1 protein-coding gene is annotated in these 1310 nt (G+C 39.7%); it reads left to right on the top strand.

What is annotated here, in order from left to right; all coding sequences use genetic code 11:
- Nucleotides 1-135 precede the first annotated feature (135 nt).
- Nucleotides 136-1310: transposase (locus KI375_RS26955; protein WP_212976436.1), on the top strand; the 1175-nt coding region annotated here is incomplete at its 3' end.

Below are 1310 nucleotides of genomic sequence, written 5' to 3'. Positions count from 1 at the left end.
TTTCCTGGTGTATGAAATAATGTAATTACCAAAAAGAAACATAAAAAATCCCCAGCGACTTCATGTAAGATTAAAGTACCTAACAGGGAACTCAATCTCATCACCCACTCACTAAAAATAGGAGGTTGAAGTCGCATGGGGACTCATAAACAGTATCACATTCAAGGAAAAAAAGGAAGTTATTTTAGGGATCAATTGCGGGGGGTGGATCTAGAACAAGTTCTTATTATCGCAATTGATGCAGCTAAACTTCATCAAAAAGCCTTGATATGTAATTACTTTGGTGATGTTATTGAGAAATCCTTTTTCTTTTCCGTTAATCATTCAGGTGTAGATTTACTATGCGCTAAGATTGAAAAATCCGTAAAGATGGTGGATGCTCAGCGTATATTTATAGGCGTTGAAGCTACTGGCCATTATTATGAAGATATTGTTCGTGAACTTGGTTCACGTGGTTATCGTGTAGATATCTTCAATGCCTATACAACCAAAGAAGAGAGAAATAGTGCCCTCAATTGGTGTAAAACGGACGATTTGGACCTTATCGCTCTGGCACATGCCATTAAAAATAATAAAGGAACTGAATCCACACTATTAGAAGGAAAGCAACGTCAACTACTCATTTTGACAAGAACGAGGAGAAAAGAAATGAATCGACGCTCCTCTCTACTAGTGGAGATTCGGACTTTAATGGATCATATTTGGCGTGAATTCCAAGGATATGCGATTGAGCAAAAGGGGAAACGAAAGACCCAAAAAATCTTTAGTGATTTCTGGGGGAAATCTTCCCTGTTCTTTATGGAACACTATCCACACCCTTCAAATATTCTATCGCTAGGTGAACTGGGACTTAAGAGGTTGTCGAAAGAATACAATTTAAAATTGCGGGCCGCAACCATTCAAAGGCTTCTCTTCGCTGCTGAACAAGCCATTACTCGTTCTAAGGAAGAGCTAGCACCGGAGTTTCTTGTGTTAAAAATGAGACTCCAAGACCGCAAAAAAATAAGCGAAAACATCAAGACATTGGAAAGAGAGATCGAAAAGATCCTTATTCAAACAGATGGCAAACTTTTACTTACTGTTCCAGGTATTGGCTTAGTTTCTGCCGCCGAATTTTACGCTGAGCTAGGGGATATCTCAAACTATGATAATCCCGGCCAACTTATTAAAAAGGCTGGTACAAACCCTCTTATCAAACAATCGGGCGGAGACGAGGGATCCCGGTACTATGGTCGAATTTCCAGACAAGGAAACCCTCATCTCCGGCATGTCGTCTATCATATCGGGTTCAGTCTCTCAACACATAATAA

Origin of the sequence: Bacillus sp. J14TS2 (assembly GCF_018333015.1) — a bacterium.
GTDB lineage: Bacteria > Bacillota > Bacilli > Bacillales > Bacillaceae_C > Lederbergia.
This window is presented reverse-complemented; position numbering and strand designations above follow the sequence as displayed.